General features: G+C 42.4%; 15 protein-coding genes, 16 tRNA genes, 1 rRNA gene and 3 other annotated features. Of the genes, 27 read left to right on the forward strand and 5 right to left on the reverse strand.

Annotation, left to right across the window (positions count from 1 at the left end; translation table 11 throughout):
- The first annotated feature begins 12 nt into the window (after positions 1-12).
- Positions 13-158, forward strand: a sequence feature (23S ribosomal RNA rRNA prediction is too short).
- A 19-nt stretch (positions 159-177) separates the two neighbouring features.
- Positions 178-337: a sequence feature (23S ribosomal RNA rRNA prediction is too short), on the forward strand.
- 19 nt (positions 338-356) lie between these two features.
- Positions 357-618 (forward strand) — a sequence feature (23S ribosomal RNA rRNA prediction is too short).
- 153 nt (positions 619-771) lie between these two features.
- From rrf to AC623_RS03270, 18 genes are all read left to right on the forward strand, one after another.
- Positions 772-887: ribosomal RNA gene (gene rrf, locus AC623_RS03185) — 5S ribosomal RNA — on the forward strand.
- A 52-nt stretch (positions 888-939) separates the two neighbouring features.
- Positions 940-1,014, forward strand: a tRNA-Asn gene (locus tag AC623_RS03190).
- A 5-nt stretch (positions 1,015-1,019) separates the two neighbouring features.
- Positions 1,020-1,112: transfer RNA gene (locus AC623_RS03195), tRNA-Ser, on the forward strand.
- 23 nt (positions 1,113-1,135) lie between these two features.
- Positions 1,136-1,210, forward strand: a tRNA-Glu gene (locus AC623_RS03200).
- Between the two features lie 7 nt (positions 1,211-1,217).
- Positions 1,218-1,293, forward strand: a tRNA-Val gene (locus tag AC623_RS03205).
- A 9-nt stretch (positions 1,294-1,302) separates the two neighbouring features.
- Positions 1,303-1,376, forward strand: a tRNA-Met gene (locus AC623_RS03210).
- Positions 1,377-1,383: 7 nt separating this feature from the next.
- A tRNA-Asp gene (locus tag AC623_RS03215) sits at positions 1,384-1,460 on the forward strand.
- A gap of 22 nt (positions 1,461-1,482) precedes the next feature.
- Positions 1,483-1,558 (forward strand) — tRNA-Phe (locus AC623_RS03220).
- 6 nt (positions 1,559-1,564) lie between these two features.
- Positions 1,565-1,640, forward strand: a tRNA-Thr gene (locus AC623_RS03225).
- 23 nt (positions 1,641-1,663) lie between these two features.
- Positions 1,664-1,748 (forward strand) — tRNA-Tyr (locus AC623_RS03230).
- A 7-nt stretch (positions 1,749-1,755) separates the two neighbouring features.
- Positions 1,756-1,829: transfer RNA gene (locus AC623_RS03235), tRNA-Trp, on the forward strand.
- A gap of 22 nt (positions 1,830-1,851) precedes the next feature.
- Positions 1,852-1,927: transfer RNA gene (locus AC623_RS03240), tRNA-His, on the forward strand.
- 16 nt (positions 1,928-1,943) lie between these two features.
- Positions 1,944-2,015, forward strand: a tRNA-Gln gene (locus AC623_RS03245).
- A gap of 3 nt (positions 2,016-2,018) precedes the next feature.
- Positions 2,019-2,093, forward strand: a tRNA-Gly gene (locus AC623_RS03250).
- A gap of 8 nt (positions 2,094-2,101) precedes the next feature.
- Positions 2,102-2,175, forward strand: a tRNA-Cys gene (locus AC623_RS03255).
- A 7-nt stretch (positions 2,176-2,182) separates the two neighbouring features.
- A tRNA-Leu gene (locus AC623_RS03260) sits at positions 2,183-2,264 on the forward strand.
- Positions 2,265-2,914: 650 nt separating this feature from the next.
- Positions 2,915-3,433 (forward strand): DUF6241 domain-containing protein, encoded by a 519-nt coding sequence (locus tag AC623_RS03265; protein WP_049660510.1) that lies wholly within the window; start codon positions 2,915-2,917, stop codon positions 3,431-3,433.
- Between the two features lie 403 nt (positions 3,434-3,836).
- Positions 3,837-4,268, forward strand: coding sequence for a general stress protein (locus AC623_RS03270; protein WP_049660512.1), 432 nt, complete (start codon positions 3,837-3,839; stop codon positions 4,266-4,268).
- A gap of 503 nt (positions 4,269-4,771) precedes the next feature.
- Here the strand turns inward: AC623_RS03270 and AC623_RS03275 are convergent.
- The 4 genes from AC623_RS03275 to AC623_RS03290 form a co-directional block, all read right to left on the reverse strand.
- Positions 4,772-6,664 (reverse strand): ABC transporter permease, encoded by a 1,893-nt coding sequence (locus AC623_RS03275; RefSeq protein WP_049660514.1) that lies wholly within the window; start codon positions 6,662-6,664, stop codon positions 4,772-4,774.
- Positions 6,639-7,403: an ABC transporter ATP-binding protein gene (locus AC623_RS03280; RefSeq protein ID WP_049660516.1), complete on the reverse strand. Its 765-nt coding sequence runs from the start codon at positions 7,401-7,403 to the stop codon at positions 6,639-6,641. Before AC623_RS03280 ends, AC623_RS03275 begins: the two co-directional genes overlap by 26 nt.
- An 83-nt stretch (positions 7,404-7,486) precedes the next feature.
- Positions 7,487-8,488 (reverse strand): sensor histidine kinase, encoded by a 1,002-nt coding sequence (locus AC623_RS03285; RefSeq protein WP_049660518.1) that lies wholly within the window; start codon positions 8,486-8,488, stop codon positions 7,487-7,489.
- Positions 8,485-9,189, reverse strand: a complete 705-nt coding sequence (locus AC623_RS03290; RefSeq protein WP_049660520.1) for a response regulator transcription factor — start codon at positions 9,187-9,189, stop codon at positions 8,485-8,487. Before AC623_RS03290 ends, AC623_RS03285 begins: the two co-directional genes overlap by 4 nt.
- A gap of 319 nt (positions 9,190-9,508) precedes the next feature.
- Between AC623_RS03290 and AC623_RS03295 the strand changes: the two genes are divergently transcribed.
- The 9 genes from AC623_RS03295 to AC623_RS03330 all read left to right on the forward strand — a co-directional run bounded on the left by AC623_RS03295 (position 9,509) and on the right by AC623_RS03330 (position 17,953).
- Positions 9,509-10,009 carry a DUF6241 domain-containing protein gene (locus AC623_RS03295; protein ID WP_156186991.1) on the forward strand — a complete coding sequence of 167 codons (501 nt, stop codon included), beginning with the start codon at positions 9,509-9,511 and terminating at the stop codon, positions 10,007-10,009.
- Positions 10,010-10,162: 153 nt separating this feature from the next.
- Positions 10,163-10,233 (forward strand) — tRNA-Gly (locus AC623_RS03300).
- Between the two features lie 113 nt (positions 10,234-10,346).
- Entirely contained in the window at positions 10,347-11,477 is a 1,131-nt protein-coding gene (gene queG / locus AC623_RS03305; RefSeq protein WP_049660527.1) for a tRNA epoxyqueuosine(34) reductase QueG, read from the forward strand.
- A gap of 60 nt (positions 11,478-11,537) precedes the next feature.
- Complete coding sequence (locus tag AC623_RS03310; protein WP_049660528.1) at positions 11,538-12,401, forward strand: amidase domain-containing protein; 864 nt, start codon at positions 11,538-11,540, stop codon at positions 12,399-12,401.
- Positions 12,402-12,452: 51 nt separating this feature from the next.
- Positions 12,453-12,932: a tRNA (uridine(34)/cytosine(34)/5-carboxymethylaminomethyluridine(34)-2'-O)-methyltransferase TrmL gene (gene trmL / locus AC623_RS03315; protein WP_442853554.1), complete on the forward strand. Its 480-nt coding sequence runs from the start codon at positions 12,453-12,455 to the stop codon at positions 12,930-12,932.
- Positions 12,933-13,300: 368 nt separating this feature from the next.
- Positions 13,301-15,196 (forward strand): PrkA family serine protein kinase, encoded by a 1,896-nt coding sequence (locus AC623_RS03320; RefSeq protein ID WP_049660533.1) that lies wholly within the window; start codon positions 13,301-13,303, stop codon positions 15,194-15,196.
- Positions 15,197-15,322: 126 nt separating this feature from the next.
- Positions 15,323-16,459, forward strand: coding sequence for a sporulation protein YhbH (gene yhbH / locus AC623_RS03325; RefSeq protein ID WP_049660536.1), 1,137 nt, complete (start codon positions 15,323-15,325; stop codon positions 16,457-16,459).
- A gap of 111 nt (positions 16,460-16,570) precedes the next feature.
- Entirely contained in the window at positions 16,571-16,702 is a 132-nt protein-coding gene (locus AC623_RS21340; RefSeq protein WP_095407468.1) for a 3-methyladenine DNA glycosylase, read from the forward strand.
- A gap of 117 nt (positions 16,703-16,819) precedes the next feature.
- Entirely contained in the window at positions 16,820-17,953 is a 1,134-nt protein-coding gene (locus AC623_RS03330) for a zinc-dependent alcohol dehydrogenase (RefSeq protein ID WP_049660538.1), read from the forward strand.
- Positions 17,954-17,992: 39 nt separating this feature from the next.
- Here AC623_RS03330 and AC623_RS03335 read toward each other — a convergent pair whose 3' ends face one another.
- The gene (locus AC623_RS03335; RefSeq protein WP_049660540.1) at positions 17,993-19,291 is read right to left on the reverse strand and encodes an NCS2 family permease; all 1,299 of its coding nucleotides are present in this window, start codon (positions 19,289-19,291) and stop codon (positions 17,993-17,995) included.
- Between the last annotated feature and the right edge of the window lie 360 nt (positions 19,292-19,651).

Consider the following 19,651-nt stretch of genomic DNA (forward strand, 5'->3'; position numbering starts at 1 on the left):
AGTAACGGAGGCGCCCAAAGGTTCCCTCAGAATGGTTGGAAATCATTCGCAGAGTGTAAAGGCACAAGGGAGCTTGACTGCGAGACCTACAAGTCGAGCAGGGACGAAAGTCGGGCTTAGTGATCCGGTGGTTCCGCATGGAAGGGCCATCGCTCAACGGATAAAAGCTACCCCGGGGATAACAGGCTTATCTCCCCCAAGAGTCCACATCGACGGGGAGGTTTGGCACCTCGATGTCGGCTCATCGCATCCTGGGGCTGTAGTCGGTCCCAAGGGTTGGGCTGTTCGCCCATTAAAGCGGTACGCGAGCTGGGTTCAGAACGTCGTGAGACAGTTCGGTCCCTATCCGTCGCGGGCGCAGGAAATTTGAGAGGAGCTGTCCTTAGTACGAGAGGACCGGGATGGACGCACCGCTGGTGTACCAGTTGTCTTGCCAAAGGCATCGCTGGGTAGCTATGTGCGGACGGGATAAGTGCTGAAAGCATCTAAGCATGAAGCCCCCCTCAAGATGAGATTTCCCATAGCGCAAGCTAGTAAGATCCCTGAAAGATGATCAGGTAGATAGGTTCGAGGTGGAAGCGTGGCGACACGTGGAGCTGACGAATACTAATCGATCGAGGACTTAACCAAGAACTAAACGCCGCACGGCGTAAAAGCAATAAACTATGGCATGGTATTGCCGGTTACTGAAACATATTATCCAGTTTTGAAAGAACAAAAAAAGCTTGCCAAACAAGAATTTTTTGTTATAATAGTAAATGTCTTAAATAGTCTGGTGGCGATAGCGAAGAGGTCACACCCGTTCCCATCCCGAACACGGAAGTTAAGCTCTTCAGCGCCGATGGTAGTGAGGGGCTTCCCCTTGTAAGAGTAGGACGTTGCCAGGCGAGCAAAAGACGCTTATCATTTCTTCCGGCGTTTCAGCTGAACATCAATTATTCCGCAGTAGCTCAGTGGTAGAGCAATCGGCTGTTAACCGATCGGTCGCAAGTTCGAATCTTGCCTGCGGAGCCATACATGGAGAGCTGTCCGAGCTGGCCGAAGGAGCACGATTGGAAATCGTGTAGACGGTTACCGCTGTCTCAAGGGTTCGAATCCCTTGCTCTCCGCCATTTTCATACAGCTTAAAAAATATGGCCCCTTGGTCAAGCGGTTAAGACACCGCCCTTTCACGGCGGTAACACGGGTTCGAATCCCGTAGGGGTCACCATACATACGGAGGATTAGCTCAGCTGGGAGAGCACCTGCCTTACAAGCAGGGGGTCGGCGGTTCGAACCCGTCATCCTCCACCATAACATCGACGCGGGGTGGAGCAGCCCGGTAGCTCGTCGGGCTCATAACCCGAAGGTCGCAGGTTCAAATCCTGCCCCCGCAATTATAATGGTCCGGTAGTTCAGTTGGTTAGAATGCCTGCCTGTCACGCAGGAGGTCGCGGGTTCGAGTCCCGTCCGGACCGCCATTTTTACATAAACATTCATGTTGGCTCAGTAGCTCAGTCGGTAGAGCAATGGACTGAAAATCCATGTGTCGGCGGTTCGATTCCGTCCTGAGCCACCACTGTTTGCCGGTGTAGCTCAATTGGTAGAGCAACTGACTTGTAATCAGTAGGTTGGGGGTTCAAGTCCTCTTGCCGGCACCATTTTCTCAACAGTATATATTCATGGAGGGGTAGCGAAGTGGCTAAACGCGGCGGACTGTAAATCCGCTCCCTCAGGGTTCGGCGGTTCGAATCCGTCCCCCTCCACCAGTTTTATAGGGGCATAGTTTAACGGTAGAACAGAGGTCTCCAAAACCTCCAGTGTGGGTTCGATTCCTACTGCCCCTGCCAATTTAAATTAAATACTATTATGGCGGTCGTGGCGAAGTGGTTAACGCATCGGATTGTGGCTCCGACACTCGGGGGTTCGATTCCCCTCGATCGCCCCATAAATTATATTACTAATGGGCTATAGCCAAGCGGTAAGGCAACGGACTTTGACTCCGTCACTCGTTGGTTCGAATCCAGCTAGCCCAGTACGCGGAAGTAGTTCAGTGGTAGAACACCACCTTGCCAAGGTGGGGGTCGCGGGTTCGAATCCCGTCTTCCGCTCCATTTATGTTGGCGGCATAGCCAAGTGGTAAGGCAGAGGTCTGCAAAACCTTTATCACCGGTTCAAATCCGGTTGCCGCCTCCAATTTTATGCCGGTGTGGCGGAATTGGCAGACGCGCACGACTCAAAATCGTGTTCCGTGAGGAGTGTCGGTTCGACCCCGACCACCGGTATTAACAAACTAGTAAAACTAAGGCTTCAACAGCGATGTTGAAGCCTTTTTTTGCGTTCTTTTAACACGACAAGATTAATCCAAAATCGTGTGCACAGGGAGGTTGTTGTGAAGAAAAGAATTATCAATGAAAATTTACGAGCTTATCTTCGGACCTATCATTCTTGAAAACACGTTGTATAAGTGTTGGGTAAAAAGAGGAGAAATGGATCTTTCGGAAAAAATTAATCAAAAATAATAATTCTCCTTTATATAAATGGTTAGAGTAAATGCCTAATTTTATATGACACAGAAGGCTTCAGAATGCTCTATAAGGAAGTTAAAATACTTTTTAAATAAACATTCATCTAATCAGGCAAGATCATTAAAGGCATGGATAACGAGGAACGTTGAAAGTTGCTTAATGGAATGCAGGACACTTATTTTAATATGAAATATGAAAAAGAAGAACTAGACCTTGATTATGAATTGGTTTAATCATCCCCACGATAACCCTGTTATGGATACTAAATCCATGATAATATATAGTAATGGTGAATTTATCCAAATACTTTAGAGAACAATTTAGGGATTTGCTAAGTAATGAAGTAATATCTGTGTTTGTGAAGAAGAATCTATAAATTTCTAACAGAATATTTTAGGGGAGTCAACATGAATAAAAAACTTTTAGCCATCATAGTTATCACAATTTCTATGATAATACTCGTTGGTTTAGCGTCGTTATTAATAGTCCAAAAATCATCACCCAAAGAAAAAGAAACTAAAGAAGAAGTATCAAAGGAAGATCAAACAAAGGTAATTGGCGGAGTGGAGAATAAAATAGAAGTTAAGAAGAATCCAACACAAGACGAAATAGTCTCTATTATGCACAAAATGACTCACCAAAAGGTTATTGCTAGAGATAAATGGGGAGCTATTGAAATGACTCCGGCGAACATTGACAAAGTATACGAAGTTATTAAACCCAGTAAATTTAAGGATAAAGAAGATCTTCTATTAATAACTGAAAAATGGAAACAAGGAGACTTTAGTGAAGTCGATAAGGATCACAACTTTTTCTGGAAGCTTCAAAATGGAAATATCGGAAAAGCGTTTGGAGTAGTTAGCGAAGAAGAGGAAATGCAGTTTATTAAAAACAATTTTAGAAATAATAAATCTGTAGAGAAATAGGTCTTCATTTATGAAGGCTTTTTGTTTTGCTCTGAAGTTCTTTAAAAGCTTAAATGCCCGATAAAACAGTGTTTGTGAGAGAGCCATACGTGCAGCGAGATTTAGTGTGGTGAGATTATATTACCGCCGCAAATATAAACTAGATTTTTTCTCTCCTTGCTTTACACTTTAAACAGGTGTGGATATAAAGATTCTGTAAGATAAAATAATTTATAGAGGTTTCTATTATGAATCAAAATAAGCTTCGGACTTACCATTTGATTATGTAATGATCATTCTTAGGATCGCTAAGCTGGCAGTTCACTAACTTGACGATTGCTGATCATTTTCTAGAAATTTGCATGATTGAAATTTTCCTGAAAGGGAATTTAATGAGTACATCATGTAAAGGAGATAATCGCTCATGGAAAAACGAATCATAGGTGTTTATGAAACTGAAAAACAGGCACAGAATGCGGTAGAGAATTTACAGAGGAAGGGCTACAACCTTGAGCAAATCTCTATTGTGGCAAAAAATATAGAAGGATTGGAATCGAATGGTGAGCAAGTGGAACTTAAAGAAACGGAAGGAATGATGGCAGGGGCAACGGCTGGTGGAATAATTGGATTGGCTGGTTTTTTTGTCGGGATGAGTGCTTTAGCACTCCCTGGCATCGGTCCCATTATAGCGGCAGGCCCGTTATTGTTAACCCTGGGTGGAGCGGTATCTGGTGCTGTTGCCAAAGCTGGCGATTTAAACGGTGCCTTACAGGAGATAGGATTAGAGGAAGAAGAAGCTCGTCGGTATGAAGAGGATGTAAAGAAAGGGAAAATCCTTGTCGTCGCTGTAGAATAATTCCGAAATAAAGGATGCTTAAGATGACTGAGTGGGCTATAGAGTGGTCTATTATTGAAGTGAATGCGCCTATTTTGCAGTTATATAGCTTAAGAGCAAGGATGTTATGATTCGCAAGACAGTGCGTCAGGACTTCGACAAATAAGGTTCCTTTTTGTCAAGAAGATTCAGGAGGAGCTGGATTTTAGCTAAGGGCGTTAAGTAAACAAAACGAGTGTGTCTGCCGGCTCTCCATTTTTTATTTTGTATATGTGGAAGCTTTCATGTGTCCAAATGTCATTGTTATTGGGAATAAGGCTCAAATTTAATAAATGGGGTAACGCTTGCCTTGAAATCTTCATACTATATATCAGATGCGAGGCAGCACCTGGCGTCTGATTGGACTAAACATTTGCAGTCAGGACGGGCTTTCGCAGCCAGTCCTTTTTCTAAGAAATTTTAGACTGAAAAACACATTAGAGAAAAAAACAAGGAGCAACCGCCAAGTTGCTCCTTGTTTAGGGTTATTGGATTGCTTCTTTAATTTGTTTGATGTAGAAGAAGCGGACGATAAGGTAGTAAATGATTTGAATGACGAGAAAGCTCGTCAGTACCATTGCGGATTCTGTTACTAGATTGTAGCTGAACATCCGCGATAGGGAGGTCAGGGCGACAGCGCCATGGATGAGTGCGACCATCATTGGTGCAAAAAACAGCAAGGCTGTTTGGCGGTTGACGATCTTTTTCATTTCTGGTACGGTCAAGCCCATTTTAGCAATGGCTTGGAATTTTATTTTATCTTCAGACAGGTCCGTAAAAAGGCGGAAATAGAGAAAGCTTCCGGCTGATACGAAAAAGACGATGCCGATAAACAACCCGATAAAGAGAATAGGACCATAGCCTTTTTCAATTTCATAGATAATAAAATCAATTGAAAAAAAGGTTCCAGGTTCATAATGTTCTTGTAAAACTTCTCCCGTTTTGCGCAATTGTTCTGAAGTGTTTTTGTTTGACGCATACCAGACGACCTCCTGCTCTGTTTTTACAGGTTTCGGCAGTTGGTTATATATGTGATCACTCACAATATAGTAGTTCTCAAAATTTGGATAGGCGTCAGCCTCTACCATCTCGCTTGGCTTGATTTCTTTTCCGGTAGTAAGCGTGATGGTCTGTTTCAGCAGATTGTCATCTTGGTTACTCTGATCAAGATTCGCAATGCTTTTTTTAGCCACGACGGCTTCTCCTTCCTTGAGGTCGAGCTGCGGTTTGCCAAGCAGCTGTGCTGCTTTATTATAATCGCCAGCCTTTAAAACGAGTATGGTATTAGGTTGGCCGTTCATTGGAACATAAATCTTCGTTATGTTCAGCCGCTCTGCATCGATTCCATTACGGTCAATGGTGTTTTGGGCGTATTGTACATTTTTCTCGATGTTTTTTGTATTCTCATAAGGATGGTAACTGTACGTAAACGGGTTTGCTTGGACGATGCCTTTCGTTAAATAGGAATGCGTTCCATACAAAGCGCCGATTGCGCTGAAGGCAACGGTTGAGATAATGGCGACCATAAAAAAGGCGCGCGCATTATCCTTCATCCGGAAGGACAGGTCTGAAAATAAGATCATATTCGTATTGCGCCAGAAGAGAGCTTTGTTTCGTTTCATACGGCGAATCATAAAGACATTTAACTGGCTGAATAGCAGGTAGGTGCCAATCACTACGACAACCACAACTGGTATCATCGCCATCATGACTGCCATTCCTTTTACATAAAGTGCTGTTCCATATCCACCCACTAGTAAAAGTACAGCGAGAATAGATAACAGGACAGAAGCTTTTGGTTCATCCTTTGGTTTCTTGTCCCCTTTAATCAAGTCAACCAGCTTATGAGTGCGGAGAATAAAGGAAACAAAAAATGAGATAAACAAAAACAAAATAATAAAGGAAATAAACGTAATAAGCATGGCTAAAAATGGCCAATAAAAATGGAGATTTTCCTCAAGGATCAGGACATTTTCAGCCAAAAGCAAAATGAGCTTAGCAAAGACAAGTCCGAGCAGGATGCCGCTTATAGTGGCGAATAATCCGATCAACATGTTTTCCATAAAAACCATCAGCCGGATTTGCCGAGTGCTCATTCCCTGCATCATCAGCAAACCGAATTCTTTTTTTCGAGACTGTAAGAAGGCACTCATGGAATATAGAACAAAAAAGAAAGAGAATACGTAGATGATGCCACCGGCCACAGCTAGGCCGAACATCGCATTTTTATTCATGTCGCTATCTTGGAATGACGGGTGAAAAGCAAAGATGGCAAAGGTAAAGAAAACCATAACTGTGAACAGGCTGCTCAGAAAATAAGCCGCATACAGCCGCTTGTTGCGGAGGACGTTGTTAAACGCGAACTGACGAAAAGTCATGGTCATTCCCCCCAAGCAAGGAAAGTGTGTCGATGATTTGTTGGAAGAAGCCTTTTTGGCTGTCTCCACGATAAATCTCCGAATAAAGCTTACCATCACGGATAAAGACGACGCGGTCAGCATAGCTTGCTGCCTGTGCTTCATGTGTGACGAGGAGTGTGGTCATCTTGTCGTTTTTATTCAAAGAGGCCAAGAGCTCCATTACGTCCTTAGATGCTTTAGAATCAAGATTGCCTGTTGGTTCATCGGCAAGCAAAAGCTTCGGATTGTGAATGATAGCCCGGGCAACTGCTGCCCGCTGCGCCTGTCCTCCCGAGATTTCAAAAGTTCGTTTATTCATAATGCCTGCAATGCCTAGCTTTTCAGCTACAGCCTTTGCTTTGTCTTTCATTTCCTTGACGCTTTTGCCGTCGAGCGTAAGCGGCAGCACGATATTTTCTTCCACTGTGAGCGTATGAAGAAGATTGAAGTCTTGAAATACAAAACCAAGCTCTCTGCGGCGGAACTTAGCCAGCTCATTCTTTTTCAGCCGGTGCGGGTTCTGCCCGTTAATCGTAATTTCTCCAGTCGTCGGTTCATCAATAGTGGCGACCATGTTTAATAGAGTTGTTTTTCCGCTGCCAGATGGTCCCATAATGGAAACAAACTCACCATCTTCTATACGCAAATCAATGTCGGTTAGAGCACGGTATGCCACTTTTCCTTCATACACTTTTCCGACTCTTTTTACTTCAAGCATGCTTATTTCTCCTCTCGCATTTGTATTGATGCCAGTGTAACGCATGGTGCCAGAGGGGGCTATCGAACTTTCTTTCACTTTTCTTACATCGGTGTAAGGTTTTGTGAAGGGCTGAAGACAATGCGAAAAATCGATCCTTCGCCGACTTCCGATTCCATCTCCAAATTATGTCCGAGATAATGGCACACCTCGTTTACGAGATACAGCCCCATCCCAGTAGATTCACGGTATTTGCGGCCGTTTGATCCAGTGAAGAATTTGTGGAAAATACGTCTTTGGTCTTCGAGAGGAATGCCGATTCCCTGGTCTTTTATTTCTAATATAGCCGCACCGTTTCTTTCATAAAGTGCAATATCGATAGACGAGCTTTTGCCGGATGAGTATTTCACGGCGTTCTGCACAAGCTGGCCAAGAATAAAAAACAGCCATTTCTCATCTGATTCAACCGTAATGCCGGGGCGTTGCTCATGAAAGCGGGGATAGACCCGGCTGCGGATATAAAAGCGCTTGTTTTCGGCATTGACGGCTTGTACGGTTTTCGATAGTACAACCGGCTTAATTTGAAAATCCTGTTCAATCGTTCGTAAGCGTGCATTATAAAGAACGGTATTGAGGCTATGACGCATCCTCTCTGTCTCTTCACGAATATTCGAAGAATCTGGTTCGTCGAGATTTTGGGCGGTTAGTTCAATCACCGAAAGCGGTGTTTTCATTTGATGCACCCAGCGATCCATGAATTCTAGATGGTCTTCCTGCCGCTTTTCGGCTTGCTGTAAAGCTGTCATATAAAGCTGATACTGCGATTTTAATAGGGCGTCCAGTGCCATGGCAGGTGGAGAAGATCCTGTTTTCTCTAGGGCCTCTTCGGGTGCAAGAATACCGATCTCAAGCCTTTTATAAAACCACCGCCGGCTTATGTAATGATAGAATAGGTAGCCCGTCAGAAAGAACAGACCGACGAAAATGGCATATAGGAAAACGGAAATATGATGATAGCCATCGAGCCAAAAAATAAGAAAAAGAACGGAAAATTGAATAAGCTGAACGAAAATGAGCAGCAAATGTTCACGAAAAAATAATTTCATTTCCCTGCCGGTCCCCACGTTATATTCAGCCGGTAGCCAGCACCACGTACCGTTTCGATTGCCTGTTCAATTCCGAGCTCCTGCAGCTTTTTACGCACACGAGTAACATTAACATTCAGTGTATTTTCATCTACACAAATATGTTCATCCCATAATTTCTCCAGCAAGTCCTCTCTTCCTGCTATACGAGGATAACGATCGATTAAACTTTCAAGAATATCGGATTCTTTTTTTGTTAGTCGCGTTTCCTGTCCGGAAAAATGCAGTTCAAACCGCTCTGGATAAAGCTTCAGTCCTTCTAACTCAAGTACCTGTTCCTGATGTTTAGAGGAATAGGCGCCATAAGCCCGCCGGAGCTGGCTGCGAATCTTAGCTATGACAACATCGGCATGAAACGGTTTTGTAATAAAGTCATCTCCGCCGTTTTCTAAAGCCATTACTTGATCCATTTCTCCTACCCGTGCTGAGATGAAAATAATGGGACAAATAGAAACGAGCCGAATTTGCCGGCACCAATAGTAGCCATCGAACTTAGGCAAATTAATATCTAATAAGACGAGGTCAGGCTTCTCTTTATGAAATTGCTCCATTATATTGTCAAAGTTCTCTATCACGACACCTTGCAGTCCGTATTTTTCAATAAATAGTTTTAAATGTCCAGCAATCTTTGGATCATCCTCAATAATCATAATTTTCTCCATCTCGTTCCTCCTTCAGCCGCCGGTTGCTTTTTCCGGTTGCTTCCAAAATTGATTATAGCATGAAGTTATTCCTGACAATGAGAGCTCCGTCATTTCAGAATGAATACCAAATGCCGAATGAAACAAGATTTCCAGTTTTCAAGAGGAGGAGTTTCTCTAGTGAAAAAGTTTTATTCCCGTTATAGAACAAGTATGATAATCTGGAAATATAAAAATTTTCCAGTTAATCAAGGATAATAAATATATTGCAACCGAGGGCCATCCAAGTTGGGAGAAAGCTTTTTTAGAATAAACGATCATGATGACGCTAGGTGATGAAATGGATATTAAAAAAATTGCTAGTATTTTACTTTCGATTGTAACGATTTTTGCTGTTTTTGGGGGAATCGCGTTAACGATAATGAGTGCAGACGGCCCGGCAGAGAAGGAAGCTCAAAACAAACCGATTCAAACGAAAGAGGAAGCGAAAGTGAACGATGAATTTCTCCAAAGACAAATAAAGGTGAATGGAGAATCAAATACAGAGCTGCCTGCGCTTATTGTGGGAAATGAACCACAGGTTACGGAAATGATGCATCAGATGACTCACCAAAAGGTTGTGGCGGATGAAAAGTGGGGAGCCATTGAAATGACCCCAGATAATATTGCGGCACTGAAGAAACATGTGATGGAAAACGATTTTAAGTCAGAGGCGTTCTTTTTGGAAATATTAGATAGGTGGGAGTCAGGGAATTTCGACAAAGTGGATAAGGATCACAATGCTCTTTGGAGAGCTCAGGAAGGAACGATTGGCATTGCGTATGATTTAATGACAGAATAGCAGGAAAATCGGTTTATTGAAAAAAACTTTAGGAAATAATGGGGGACGGGCAGCTGTTCCTTTCACTTTATTCGAAAAAAATGAAAATCCTCTTGAATTCGACAAATTTTTTGTATATAATAGAATACATGTTATGAATTATACACTTTGCTTGCGGGTGTAGTTTAATGGTAAAACCTCAGCCTTCCAAGCTGATGTCGTGGGTTCGATTCCCATCACCCGCTCTTTTATATTGTTATTAACGCAATGTTTTATTCCTCGCTGGATAAGATGTTGCGTTTTTTAATTTATATGAATGATGGAGTAAATGGTACTTTCTCTGAAAGGAGGAGTAGAAATGGATTATCGCTTATTAAAGCAAGAAATTATTGAGTATAGCCGAGAAATCGGTATAGATAAAATTGGTTTCGCCTCAGCAGCCCCTTTTATTGAGCTGAAAGACCGTCTGCTGCGCCAGCAGGAACTAGGCTATCAATCAGGCTTTGAAGAAAAAGATATCAACAAGCGGGTAGACCCTTCTTTCATTTTTGACGAGCCAAGATCAATCATTGCGATTGCATTAGCTTATCCTTCCAAAATGAAAGAGACAGTGAAAGGAAGGAAAGGGGAAAGAAGAGGGGTTTTTTGCCGTGCTTCATGGGGGGAGGATTATCATACAATCCTTCGCGACCGTTTAGGGAAATTAGAAGCATTTATTGCCGCTAAAGTGCCGGATGCCCGCTTTCGTTCGATGGTGGACACGGGAGAGCTGTCAGATAGAGCAGTAGCTGAACGTGCTGGAATTGGCTGGAGCGGCAAAAATAGCTCCATTATTACACCGGAGTTTGGTTCCTACGTTTATTTAGGAGAGATGATTACGAACTTGCCATTTGAGCCGGATCGCCCAATTGAAAATCGCTGCGGCACGTGTACGAAGTGCTTGGATGCCTGTCCAACAGGGGCCTTAGTTCAAGGGGGACAGCTGAATTCCAAACGCTGTATCGCTTTTTTGACGCAAACCAAGGACTTTATGCCAATAGAGTTTCGTGAAAAACTGGGGAATCGTCTATATGGGTGTGATACGTGCCAAACGGTTTGTCCAGAAAATAAAGGAATGAATTTTCATTTTCATGAAGAAATGGAGCCAGAGCCGGAGACAGTAAAACCGCTGCTTGAACCGTTGTTACAGATGGGCAACAAGGAATTTAAGCAAAGGTTCGGCTATATGTCAGGTTCTTGGAGAGGAAAAAAGCCGATTCAGCGTAACGCTATTATCGCTCTTGCCCATTTTAAAGAAGAAGAAGCACTTCCTTCTTTGATTGATGTGCTGCACAACGATGTTCGTCCCGTCTTGAGAGGAACGGCAGCCTGGGCGATTGCTAAAATCGGTGGAGAAAAAGCTCACCAAGCGCTCGTTTTAGCGATGACAGAAGAAACAGACATGGAAGTAAAAGAAGAAATCGAGAGAGGAATCTCTTCAATGAAGTAACATGAATGGAGACCAGCCTGAATAGATATAGAAAAACGAACCGTTCAGGAGGACCTGTTCATGTATGAAGAGCTTCGACAGGAGATAGAGCGGCGTTTGCAGTCGCTCGTAGATGACAAAGCAGGGAATGAAGAGGAGAAATGGCTAAGAAAGAAAGAACTGTTAGATTCAAGAAATAGTAAAGTTATTAAAGCAAAAGCTTTTGGCCGGGTGCTTTCTCAAGAAGGGGAATGGACGCGTTATCTCGTTCATTTTAAATATTTAATTAAGCAGGACAGCTTTATCTATTTAGAGGAAGAGGCAGAAGAGCGGGCTGCCCGCATAGAAAACGAACAATTAGTGGAAGATAGGGAGACGAAGCGACAGCCGATTTTTTTAGCAGCGGAAACGGAAGAGGCTGAGTTACCTGAGATGTTCGAGGAAAGACGAGCTTTTCATTATGACCGGCTGCAGGCGGTTCAATATGCCGAGCGTTGGTGGAATAGCTATAACCCTGCTTACCGGCAGTTTGCTGTTGATTGTACTAATTTTATTTCCCAATGCCTGCATGCAGGTGGAGCGCCCATGGCAGGCTATCCGGACAGGAGCCGTGGCTGGTGGACCAGGAGTAATAACTGGAGCTATAGCTGGACGGTGGCCCATGCGTTTCGCTGGTTCTTATCTTCATCGAAGACAGGCCTTCGCACTCAAGAAGTAGGAGAGCCGGAACTGCTGCAGCCCGGTGATGTTATCTGCTACGACTTTCAAGGAGATGGCCGGTTCGATCATTCAACGATTGTGACAGCGAAAGACCGGTACGGCATGCCGCTCGTTAATGCCCACACAACGAACAGCCGTATGCGTTACTGGAGTTATGAAGACTCTACTGCCTATACAGATGGCATCAAGTATAAGTTCTTTCAAATTAAAGATCATTCTTCTTAAGTTTTTTTACTAGTGATATAATGAATAGGTTACAGCTTAAATATGAGGTGAATAATTTTGTCTATTAACGTAGTACTTTACCAGCCTGAAATTCCAGCTAATACCGGAAATATTGCTAGAACATGTGCGGCTACTGATACCGTTCTCCATTTAATCCGTCCGCTTGGCTTCTCAACGGACGATAAAATGCTGCGTCGGGCAGGCTTAGATTATTGGCAGTTCGTCACAGTTGTTTATTACGATTCTCTTGAGGAGTTTTTTGAGAAGAACGCCGGTGGAGAATATTATTATTTAACCAAATTTGGTGAGAACAACTACGCCAATTATGACTATAGCAGCCGTGAGAAGGATCATTTTTTTATCTTCGGAAGAGAAACGACGGGGCTGCCAAAGGATCTGATTCATGCAAATAAAGACCGTTGTCTCCGCATTCCTATGAACGACAATGTAAGATCCTTAAATTTATCCAATACTGCTGCTATTTTGGTTTATGAGGCATTACGTCAGCAGAATTTCTTAGAGTTGAAATGATAAAAAGCACTGCAGTCGGACTGCAGTGCTTTTTGCTGTGTAAGAAAATAATGATTTCTTGGCATAGCCTTCGCTTTTCTTATATGATTATGCGCCTGGTTTGTCTTCGTATCCAGCAGTGAAAATTGCGGCAAGGAAGGCAATGATCACACCTAAAATGAGTAAGAAATTCATTTTATGTACTCCTTTCTGAAGAAGTCTTTTCCTGCACACTATTTTTATTATAGCTGAAAGTATTCATAATGAAAACGCCAACTTATTGCAAATTAAGGACAATCCATGATTCCGCTTTTCATTAGCATGTTCAGAGCTGTACGGGCATAGGATTTATTAATCGTTCTCTAATTACGCAAAAGCGGGAGGTCTATATGGATATCTTAAAAAAAATCGAACAATACCGTGAAGAGGAAGAAAAATTAAAGTGGGAAGGCACTTTTGCGGAATACTTGGAAATCGTTAAACAAAAGCCTTGGGTGGCGCAGTCGGCTCATTCCAGAATTTATCATATGATTAAAGACAAAGGGATTGAAAAGGAAAATGGCAATAATAAATATAGTTTCTTTAGCACAGAGCTCTACGGGCTGGAAGAGGCGCTAGAAAGACTCGTAGAAGAGTATTTTCATCCGGCAGCCAAACGGTTAGACGTGCGCAAGCGGATTTTACTGTTAATGGGACCGGTCAGCGGCGGAAAGTCGACACTTGTTGCGATATTGAAAAAAGGAATGGAGGCTTATTCCCGTACTGAGAGAGGGGCTGTTTACGCAATTAAAGGCTGCCCAATGCATGAAGATCCTCTCCATTTAATCCCCGACCATTTAAGACGAGATTTCTATGAGGAATATGGTGTTCGAATTGAAGGGAATTTATCACCGTTAAATATGATGCGGCTTCAAGAAGAATACAATGGTCGAATTGAGGATGTGATGGTCGAAAGAATCTTTTTCTCGGAGGACAAACGAGTCGGAATCGGAACATTTAGCCCATCTGATCCGAAATCCCAGGACATTGCTGATTTGACTGGAAGCATTGACTTTTCCACTATTGCGGAATACGGTTCAGAATCCGATCCGCGCGCTTACCGATTTGATGGCGAATTGAATAAAGCAAACCGTGGATTAATGGAATTTCAGGAGATGTTAAAGTGCGATGAAAAATTCTTATGGCATTTACTGTCTCTTACTCAGGAAGGGAATTTCAAAGCGGGAAGATTTGCCCTTATTTCAGCGGATGAGCTGATCGTGGCTCATACGAATGAAACGGAGTACCGTTCGTTTATTTCTAATAAGAAAAACGAGGCTCTCCATTCGCGGATCATTGTCATGCCAATCCCATACAACTTAAAGCTGTCGGAAGAAGAAAAAATTTATGAAAAAATGATTCGTGAAAGTGATGTAGCGGATGTCCATATCGCGCCGCACACGCTAAAAGTGGCAGCGATGTTTACGATTTTAACGCGATTGAAAGAACCGAAGCGTGGAGATATTGACCTTGTTAAAAAGATGAGATTGTATGATGGAGAAAGTGTAGAAGGCTATAATTCAGCTGATGTTGATCAGTTGAAGAAGGAGTACCAGGATGAAGGAATGAGCGGAATTGATCCGCGTTACGTCATTAATCGCATTTCCTCTACGATCATCCGCAAAGAAGTTGCTTCCATTAATGCGCTTGATGTTCTTCGCTCGCTGAAAGAGGGGCTTGATCAGCATGCATCCATTTCAAATGAACAGAGAGAAAAATACTTGAACTTTATTTCTGTCGCGAGAAAAGAGTACGACAATATTGCCAAGAAAGAAGTACAAAAAGCATTCGTCTATTCGTACGAAGAATCAGCTAAAACGTTAATGGACAATTATTTAGATAATGTAGAAGCGTATTGCAATAAAAACAAAATGCACGACCCGCTTACAGGAGAAGAGATTAATCCAGATGAGAAGCTCATGCGCTCCATTGAGGAACAAATCGGCATTTCTGAAAATGCTAAGAAAGCGTTTAGGGAAGAAATATTAATTAGAATTTCAGCTTACGCTAGAAAAGGCAAACGGTTTGATTACCATTCTCATGACCGGCTTCGTGAAGCCATTCAGAAAAAGCTGTTTGCTGATTTAAAAGATATCGTAAAAATTACGACTTCTACGAAAACGCCGGATGAACAGCAGTTAAAGAAGATCAATGAAGTGGTTGCTCGCTTAATTGATGATCATGGCTATAATTCTGTCTCAGCCAATGAACTGTTGCGTTATGTCGGCAGCTTGCTGAACAGATAGAAGAAGAGGCAGCCGCTTTTGGCCGCCCTCTTTTTTCCTTTTCGACTACGTGATTCTATATCTACCCTGTACAACTTTGCGCCTGCATGCATACTATAATTCCAAGGAAAGGAGAGATGATAGGAGATGAGCGAGCATCACGTGTCCCGTGAAAATTGGTCTCTTCACCGCAAAGGATATGATGATCAAGAGCGGCATAAGGAAAAAGTGCAAGATGCCATTAAGAAAAATTTGCCAGACTTGGTAACCGAAGAAAGTATTATCATGTCAAATGGAAATGAAGTCATCAAGATTCCAATCCGCTCGATTGAAGAATATAAAATCAGGTACAATTATGATAAAAACAAACATGTCGGACAGGGAGATGGCGACAGCCAGGTTGGAGATGTTATCGCCCGTGACGGCAGTCCTGCTGATGGACCAGGTAAAGGCAGTGGTCCTGGTGATCAAGCGGGGGAAGATTATTACGAAGCAGAAGTTTCCTTCATGGATTTGGAAAAAGCATTTTTTAGTGAACTGGCGCTGCCGAATTTAAAGCAAAAAGAACAGGCGCCATTTACGGTGGAGGATGTAGAGTATAACGATATCCGTAAAACGGGATTAATGGGCAATGTCGATAAAAAGAAAACGTTGTTATCTGCTTATAAACGCAATGCTTTAACGGGAGAAGCAAAATTTCACCCGATTTTACCGGAAGATTTAAAATTCAGGACATGGACAGAAGTTGAAAAGCCAGAATCAAAAGCTGTAATCCTTGCTATGATGGATACAAGTGGATCAATGGGAGTTTGGGAAAAGTATATGGCGAGAAGCTTCTTTTTCTGGATGGTCCGCTTCTTGAGAACCAAGTATGAAACAGTTGATATTGAATTTATTGCCCATCATACAGAGGCGAAGGTCGTGAGTGAGGAGCACTTCTTCTCTAAAGGAGAAAGCGGAGGAACCATTTGTTCATCTGCTTACCGTATGGCGTTAGACCTTATTGAGGAAAAATATAGCCCTGACCGCTATAATATTTATCCATTTCACTTTTCAGATGGGGATAATTTATCATCCGATAACTTGCGCTGTGTCAAGCTTGTTGATGAGCTAATGAAGAAATCGAATATGTTTGGCTACGGGGAAGTGAATCAATACAATCGGAACAGTACATTAATGAACTCTTATAAAAACATTAAAGATAAGAGATTCAGGCATTATATTCTTAGACAAAAAGCAGATGTTTTTTATGCGATGAAAAGTTTTTTTGGAAAAGAAGAATAATAAAAAAGTACCTTATTGAGATAGAGAAGCGTTCAATAAGGTACTTTTTTGTTTAGTTTCTCCTGAACAGGAAATAAATAAAAATAGGAACCAATGAAGGAGAGAGTAAAAATGAACAAAGAGACGAACCAGCAGCAAGAAAATGAAAACCTTTCAATTGAACAAAAGGAAAAGAAAGCACGCGGAGAAGATATTGAACCGCAGCGTCAGGTGGACAAGCCGACGACACAATCTGATTCATAAATGAGAAATAGACACACATTAGAAACCTCTAAATGTGTGTCTATTTCTTTTAGGGGCCTTTTAATAGGAGAAAATTGTGGGTATAGGACGAAAGAGTTTAATAAAAGGAGGATGCTTATGAAAGCTGTTACTTATCAGGGAGCGAAAGATGTACAAGTAAAAGAAGTGGACGATCCCGTTTTGCAAAAGAGGGATGACGTGATCGTACGTATTACGTCAACAGCGATTTGTGGATCAGATTTGCATCTTTACCAAGGAAATATGCCACTGCGCCCGGGTTACATTATTGGCCACGAGCCGATGGGGATTGTAGAGGAGGTTGGCCCAGATGTAACGAAAGTAAAAAAAGGCGATCGAGTCGTCCTGCCATTTAACGTTTCTTGTGGGCATTGTTTTTATTGCCAGCATGATATGGAGAGTCAATGTGACAATTCCAACCCGCATAAGGATACAGGAGGGTATTTCGGCTATACAGAGCAATACGGCAACCATCCTGGAGGACAAGCGGAGTACTTGCGTGTGCCTTTCGGAAACTTTATGCCGTTTGTTGTTCCGGAGTCATGTGAATTAGAAGACGAAGCGCTATTATTTATGTCGGACGTTCTGCCAACGGCTTATTGGAGCATCGAACATTCAGGCATGAAGCCTGGCGACACAGTAGTCGTTCTCGGAAGTGGTCCGATTGGGCTAATGACCCAAAAATTTGCCTGGATGAAAGGAGCCAAGCGGGTGATTGCAGTGGACTACTTGCCTTATCGCCTGAAGCTCGCTCAAAAACTAAACAATGTGGAGGCTTATAATTTTTCGGAATACCCGGAAATGGGCCATCATATTAAAGAATTAACAAATGGCGGGGCAGATATCGTCATTGACTGTGTTGGCATGGACGGAAAAAAATCAGCCATTGAAAAGATCGAACAGAAGCTTAAGCTTCAAGGCGGTACGTTGAGTGCCATCAACATTGCGAAGGATGCAGTGCGAAAATTTGGCACTGTCCAGCTGACTGGTGTATACGGACTCATGTACAACATGTTCCCGCTAGGCAATTTCTTCGAAAGAAACATAACAATCAAAACAGGACAAGCTCCAGTTATCCATTATATGCCTGAATTATTTGAGAAAATTGCGGCAAGCGAAATCAATCCAACTGAAATTATTACTCACATTATGCCTTTAGACCAGGCAGCTCAAGCATATAAGATTTTTAACGATCATGAAGATGAGTGCGTAAAGGTAGTGTTGAAACCATAAAAAAGAAGAAGCCGAGTTTGGCTTCTTCTTTTTTATAGTTTAGTGAGGCAAAAAGGCAAGCTGATAAAAGAACAGGACTGCAAATACATAAACGAGCGGATGTACTTCACGGAATTTTCCACGAACCACTTTTAACAGTGGATAAGAAATAAATCCAAGCGCAATACCTGTTGCAATACTAGATGTTAAAGGCATGCTAAGAATAATTAAAAATGCTGGAAACGCTTCATCAAGCTCGTTCCAAGTAATTTTGGCTACGCTCTCCATCATCAGACAGCCGACGATAATAAGCGCTGGAGCTGTAATAGCCGGCAATCCGGATACAGCACCGACGAGTGGACCGAAGAAAGCAGCTACTGCGAACAATCCAGCGACTACGACAGTCGTAAGGCCTGTACGTCCACCAGCGGCCACACCAGTCGAAGATTCAATGTAAGCACTTGTTGGGCTTGTACCAAAGATAGAACCAGCAGTGGCGGCGATAGAGTCAGCAAGCAAAGCTTGACGCGCACGAGGCATTGTCTTGCCTTTCATCAGACCGGCTTGCTGGGCTACAGCGATCATCGTACCCGTCGTATCAAAAATCGTTACTAATAAGAAAGAGAACACAACAGCGTATAAATTATGCTGGATGACGTCTCCAATAGCAGCGAATGGGTTAGAGATGATAAGTCCCTCTGGAAGAGAAGGAGCAGAAACAATCTTAGTAATCTCCAGCTGACCCGTCAAGGAAGCGATGATGCTTGTAATCAGCATTCCAATAAACAAAGCACCGTTTACTCTCAGCACCATTAACGTAATTGTAATGGCTAGTCCAGCTAGGGCTAATAAGGCTCCAGGACTATGAAGATCGCCCAGCGCTACCAAGTTTGTCGGGTGATCTGCAATAATTCCAGTCTGGCGCAAGCCGATAAAAGCGATAAATAGTCCGATTCCCGCTGTGATCCCGTGTTTGAGATTATCTGGAATCGCAATAATTAATTTTTCTCGGAAAGGGGTTAAGGACAAAGCAATAAAAATAAGACCGGCAACAAATACAGCAGAAAAAGCTGTCGCATACGTAATACCGCCGTGAGAACCGACAACGGAATAAGCGAAATAAGCATTCATTCCCATGCCCGGCGCAATCGCAATTGGATAATTGGCCATTAATGCCATCCACAGTGTACCAATGATGGTAGCGATAATGGTTGCGGTAAATACTTGATCAAACGGCACACCGGCATCCTGGAGAATAATCGGGTTTACCACGACAACGTATACCATTGTTAAGAACGTAGTAAGACCAGCGATTATCTCTTTTTTTGTATTTGTTCCATTTTCCTGTAATTTAAACATTGGAAACCTCCAAAATACGAACATTAAAAATCACACTTAATATAATATTCGTTTTGGTTAGTGGATGCAATAGAAAAATAAAAAATGTCGAATAGTGTTAATAAAATTTTTTTCCATTATTTAAAGTGGATTGAAATGATTTGTTAGCCATCTTTTCTTTTCAGTATCTTAATAGGGAAATCAAGTTATACAGATTTTTGTTCATCTGGTGGATTAGAAGAGCTGATTGCTGTAGACTGTGAGAGAATGCATGATAGGATATTCAACAAAAAAATTTTGCAAAGGAGAAATAACATGCCTGGAAGCAAACAAGAGAAGATATTGATCATTTTAATGTTTGTTATTGCCTTTGTTCTGTTT

It is taken from the genome of Bacillus sp. FJAT-27231 (genome assembly GCF_001183975.1).
Lineage (GTDB): Bacteria > Bacillota > Bacilli > Bacillales > Domibacillaceae > Pseudobacillus > Pseudobacillus wudalianchiensis.